A 6,020-nucleotide genomic window follows, 5' to 3' on the forward strand; every position below is an offset into this window, starting at 1 on the left:
TCAAAACTTTTCAGTTTTACCAAATGGCTACAAAGTAAGAGGAAAAAGAGAATGACTCCGTACAACCCAAACACGGCAGAACAAAACATGGCTACAAACCGAAGAATGCGTAATGTAATCCCTGCACTGTATTGTGGGATAGTAAAGGAAGAAATAGCTGTAACAGCTACAACGATTACCATAATTGGACTGACTATCCCTGCTTCTACGGCAGTCTGGCCAATAATTAGTCCACCCACAATCCCCATTGCCGGTCCAATCGGTTTAGATAAACGTAACCCAACTTCCCGTAAAATTTCGATGGCCACTTCCATAATCAACGCTTCTATAAGAGCAGGAAAAGGAACTCCCTCACGTGTTCCTATAATAGAGATAACTAGCTTGGTGGGAATTAATCCTGGATGAAAACGAAATAAAGGAAATATATAATGAAGGAGCAAATAATGAAACAAAGGCTGCAAAGAAACGCAATAGGCGGAGAAGCGTACTTGGAATCCAGCGTTCATAATAATCTTCTGGTGATTGTAACAGCATACTAAATGTAACTGGAATAATTAATGCGAATGGTGTCCCATCCAGTAAAATCGCTATTCGCCCTTCCATAAAGGCACTAATAACACGATTTTGAACTTGTGGAAAAGGACTGAGGTAATTATCTTCAATAAGTTGCTCTATATAACCAGATTCATGTACACTATCTATATTGATTTTCTGAATTCTTGATTTTACCTCTTCCACTAATTCTGGACTAGCAAGGTCTTTGATGTAGGCTATAACTAGCTCTTTTTTTGCACGTTCTCCTACTTGAAGCTTTATTAGTGATAAATTCTCATTTTCACCATGACGTCGCAAAAGTGCGGTGTTATCACTTAATACTTCAGTAAAACCTACCCGTGGACCTCTGACTAATGCTTCTGATACTGGTTCTTCAATAGTCCGTTTGTTTATTTTCGTTGTACCAAGAATGAACACATCTAATACACCATCAATCAAAAGGGCTGTCGAACCTGTCAATACTTTTGATACCAAATCTTTTATGTAATAGACTTCTGCTGCTTCACTAATAGAAAGAACTTTATTTTTAATAAATTCTTTCGAAACGGTCCCCTCCACAAAAGAAGGTTCGTTTTTATATTCGTCGAAAAAGTTAACCATTAGTGATTTCATAATGTGTTTATCGATCAGCTCTTTATCTGATAGTCCATCGGCAAAAATAATCGCAGCTAGAATACCCGTCTGCCCAATCTTAAACTCCCGAAAGTGAACATCTGAATTATGACCGATTTCTTGTCTTATGAGTTCTAAGTCTGATGTGAAGTCACCCGTAAAATGAACCGTTGAGTTTCGAGAAGGCTTAGTTTGTTGTTTAGCATTGCTTTGAATGGTATTTTTTTGTACTTGTTTGTCCTTTGATTCCCACCAACTCATTTTTATCACTCTTTCTCTGATATACTGACCCAATGAAAAAATCTTGAGATAATATATGGAATTAAAAATACGACAAAATCTTGTACAAAAAAATTCCCAATCCGGAAGATAGGAAACAATCATATTCCACATTTTCATCATCTTATAAATGTACCCTCCTAGGAACAAGATTTTATCAAATCTGGTCTTTTTTTATAAAGATTCCCAAAAATAGAACGGTGGGCATTAATCTCATTCCGTACTAAACTCTTGTTACCATTGAGACTTTCTGTTCCTAATTTCGATTTCAATTTTCTAGATATTGTTTCCTTTTATGCTTATTTTTATGCTTGCATATAAATAAGCATAAAGAGATGTAATAATACCTATTAAAGTAAAAAAGATGCTATCTCTAGCATCTTTTTTACTTTAATTTAACTAACTATTTATTTATATTTTTAGCCAAATTACTTTTGTTTTTTCCATATAACATATATACAACAAGTCCAATAAGCATCCAAATTATAAAACGAATCCAAGTAATTTCTGGAAGGCTGATGATAAGATATATTGAAAAACAAATCCCAACCAACGGAATTACAGGGACGAAAGGCGTTTTAAATTTCCTTTCTAAATCTGGTCTTTTCTTTCTTAACACAATGATAGAGGAACAAATTAAAATAAATGCCGATAATGTACCAATATTAACCAATTCAGCTACCTCATTAATAGGAGTAAATCCTGATATAATCGCTGTAATTATACCGATAATTAATGTAGGACGATGTGGAGTCTTATATTTAGGATGTACCTTTGTAAACCATTTTGGTAATAATCCATCTCGACTCATTGCAAACCAAACTCGTGAGCCTGCAAGTGTAAATGAAAATAAAACAGAAAGTATTCCCGTAATCGCAGCAGCAGAAATAAATAAAGTAATCCACTTTAATCCTACATCACTAAAAATCTTAGCTACCGGTGCAGCGTTATTTAATGTATGATAGGGTGCCATCCCTGTTATCACTAAAGACATTCCAATATACAAGCATAATGCAATAACTAATGAGATAACTACCGCTCTTGGTAAATCACGTTGTGGATTCTTAGCTTCTTCAGCTGCTGTAGTTAACGTATCATATCCAAATACTGCAAAAAATACTAGTGCTGCACCACCCATCACGCCGTTAAAACCAAATGGCATAAAAGGATGCCAATTGCTTGAATCAATGTAGAAACTTCCAACAGCAATTACTACTAAGATAATGCTTAATTTAATAATTACCATTAGAGTATTAAATTTTGATCCCCATTCCATGCCAAAAGTGAGCAATCCAGCAATAGCGAGACTTATTATAGCTGCAATTAAATCTACTCGATGTCCTTCTCCTGTACCTGGAGCCCCTTGAGCCCAAACTGGAATATGAATTCCGATTTGTTGAAGTAATTCTTGCATATATCCAGACCAACCAATAGCAACTACTCCTACTACTAAAATATATTCTAGTAATAGATCCCAACCAATTAACCATGCTACTCCTTCTCCTAATACAGCATAGCTATAAGTATATGCACTCCCAGAAACGGGGATAAGTCCAGCAAATTCAGCATAGCATAGTGCAGCAGCTGCACTAGCTAGTCCAGCAATAATAAAAGATAAAATAACTGCAGGACCAGCATGCTCAGATGCAGCTACTCCTGTTAGAACAAAAATTCCAACCCCAATAATTCCTCCTAATCCAATTGCAGTTAATTGCCATAATCCTAACACTCGATTTAGTCCAGTACTTCTAAGGCCTTCCTTTTGCAAATGATCAATGGACTTTTTTCTAATAAATGCATTCATTTTCTTCCCCCTAAGATGTATAAAAAATGAGAAAATAATTAAAATTAAAATTATATTAGCACAATTATTTATTTTCTTTCAATAATTTTATCAATGAAAATTAATGTTAAAAAATAGAAAATACATATTTTCTTACTCTAAGTTAGTACACTCTTACCGATTTCCTACGTAATTTTCTGATTTTTAATTACATATTAAGTAAAAGTGAACGAAAAGGTATACTCTCTTAGGCAGATTATACAAGCTAAATTGTATTAAAAACAATGATAAATCCATCATTTGAGACTAAGAATTAGCAAGAGTTCGTCATTGCAATTCCAAGTGTATTCGTTTTGCTTCAAAATAAAGAACCTGAATAAATTTTTTCGTATCGATACGAGTAGGTAATGTTGGCTCATTATTCAATTCTGTCATCTTTCTCCTTACAGTAGTAAAATCAAAAAACCTAGAAGCGTAATTTTCGAACTTCGGGTTTAAAAAATCAGTAAGTCCAAGGGATGCTAAATGGTTTAATGATTGATAAATTGCTCTCCGAATCCGTTGTTTGGAGGCTTCAATCGACCTTTTTAATTCGGCTTCTTCAGCTGATTCTCCAAGTCTTTTTTGGGCCAAATTCACAAAAATCTCTTTTAGTGAGGGAAACCCTTGTTCCAACGTTTTATCTTGTTCATATTTATATAAATAATCCAGCATGTCCATTAAATCTTTACTTCCGCTTTCACTGGCTATCCCTAATTCAGATAGAAGAAAATGAATGGAATTTCGAAAATGATTGAAAGTACTTATATGTTTTTCATTACGGTATTTTTCCTGCGTACTTTGATCACTATCCAATTTTAGTACCATATTGAGCGATTCTTGAATGTTATTTATCGATTTTTCCAATCGGATTCGTTCGATGACTTTCTGAACGACTGTTAATACTTCAATCCGGTTAATGGGCTTAATAATATAGTATTCAACGCCAAGCGAATACGCTTCAGCAATTAATTCTTTTGATTCTACTTGAGAAACCATGATGATTTTCCCTTTAAACGATGGTTTTATTTGACGAATTGTTTTTATTCCATCTTGAATCGGCATTAACAAATCGATAAATAAAATGTCTATATTTTTGAGGATTAGCATTTGTTGATCTAACAATGAACCATCCTCAGCTTCTCCTACAACCTCTCCAAGATCCTCATCCTCGATAATTTGAGCCAACATTGAGCGAACCGCTTTCTCATCATCTACTATATAAAAATACATAGAATCACCCTTTCGAAATTATATGATCAATCCCTAATCTGATTATAAAAATCGATCCTTTTCCTTCGGTTCTGTCCTCAAATGTAACATCACCTTCAAGCTGTTCGACCATTTCTTTTACATACGATAGTCCGATACCTGTCGATGGGTTACCTACATCATCATATTTAGAAGTAAACCCAGGTTCAAAAATTGACTCTTTATACTTTGAAGAAATACCGGGACCGTTATCTCCTATTCGAAATTCAACGGAATGATGGTCTTTATTAATGTCAATTGTGATGGTTCCCATATCTTGGATAGCTTCTACAGCGTTTGCAACAATATTGTTTATAATTGATAAGATTGTGTAAATATGATAGTGAGGATGCACGCCATCAATCTTATACACAAATTGGATGTCTTTCTCTAATAACCGGGCGTATTTCTCATTTGCTCGTATAATGATGTTTACCAGTTCATGTACAGACATATAATCTGTAAAACTTTCATCAGAAATTAACTTTGAAAGTCCAGCAAAAATACGTTGGTTATCCTTTTTAACGTCATGGACTTCACCAGCAATTTGTAATGCCCGCTGCCTTAAACCCTCAAACTGAAAGCTCGTCTGTTTATGCTCAAAAGAGTCTAAGGTTTTATATAAATCATAGGATTTTTTTGTTATATTTTCAGCATCTTGCAACGTTTTTTTTAAATGAACAGCGTCTTCATATAAATTAGAGATAAGCATAAGCATGTGTTCATTTTGTTTTTTAATGTGTCTCTCCCTTGACTGCGCTTCATACAGTTTCATCATATTGAAAAAGCTTAGAACTATAAAACTATGGGAAAATGCGATAACGATTATCTCATTTATTGCCTCTGGTGTGATAGTTGTCTTTAATACGAAATATTGAATCATTAATTCCACACAGTCTGATAATATTTCAATGATGCAACCGATAAACCCAATCATCAATGGCTGATGATGAAAGCGTTCGACTTTCGCTAAGTAAAAGAGAAAAGAATAAGTAAAATAAAAGAAAAAACTAGGATAGTGGATATGGAAAGCAGCTATCCAATCCATATTATCCTTTGTGATGACGTCCATTAAGATACGAAATACTACAACCACTATCGCTGTTAAAAAACCCGGCAAAAATGCTGGCATTCGTCGAAATAATAACAAAAAAAAGAAAAATGTTGGTGCACCAAAGCTCATTCTAAATGTTTCATTTAAGGGAAAAGACTTTATTTCACCTACTAAGGGTACTGTAAATACCATCAAAACCAGAATATAGATGTCTTTTTTTACTAAATTACTAAGATTCAAAATAATCACTTCCCACTTTCGCCTAACAGTCAGTATACAAATCTATTAGCATTAATACAACACTTACTCTGTTTTTTACAAAAAACGATAGATATAAACGAAAGCATTGAACATTGTGAGTATTCTTTACATTCTTCTACTTTAAAACAGGAAGATACTTTGTAACACAAAAATGTTCAGACACTCTATACGGTCTGAACATTTTTA

Annotated in this window: 3 protein-coding genes and 1 pseudogene; all 4 read right to left on the minus strand. The window is 34.0% G+C overall.

The window, feature by feature from the left end:
* Positions 1–1,428 (minus strand): annotated as a pseudogene (locus LOK41_RS26980) (spore germination protein); the annotation flags it as partial.
* 421 nt (positions 1,429–1,849) lie between these two features.
* Positions 1,850–3,250, minus strand: coding sequence for an amino acid permease (locus tag LOK41_RS26985; protein ID WP_241819113.1), 1,401 nt, complete (start codon positions 3,248–3,250; stop codon positions 1,850–1,852).
* A gap of 306 nt (positions 3,251–3,556) precedes the next feature.
* Positions 3,557–4,501 carry a response regulator gene (locus LOK41_RS26990; protein ID WP_241819119.1) on the minus strand — a complete coding sequence of 315 codons (945 nt, stop codon included), beginning with the start codon at positions 4,499–4,501 and terminating at the stop codon, positions 3,557–3,559.
* Positions 4,502–4,505: 4 nt separating this feature from the next.
* Entirely contained in the window at positions 4,506–5,822 is a 1,317-nt protein-coding gene (locus LOK41_RS26995) for a sensor histidine kinase (protein ID WP_241819121.1), read from the minus strand.
* Between the last annotated feature and the right edge of the window lie 198 nt (positions 5,823–6,020).

This window comes from Bacillus sp. TL12 (assembly GCF_022625245.1).
Classification (GTDB): Bacteria; Bacillota; Bacilli; order Bacillales; family Bacillaceae_G; genus Bacillus_A.

Excerpts from the sequence above, each read along its gene's own strand:
- LOK41_RS26985 (WP_241819113.1), bottom strand. The coding sequence starts at position 3,250 with ATGAATGCATTTATTAGAAAAAAGTCCATTGATCATTTGCAAAAGGAA.
- LOK41_RS26990 (WP_241819119.1), bottom strand. The coding sequence starts at position 4,501 with ATGTATTTTTATATAGTAGATGATGAGAAAGCGGTTCGCTCAATGTTG.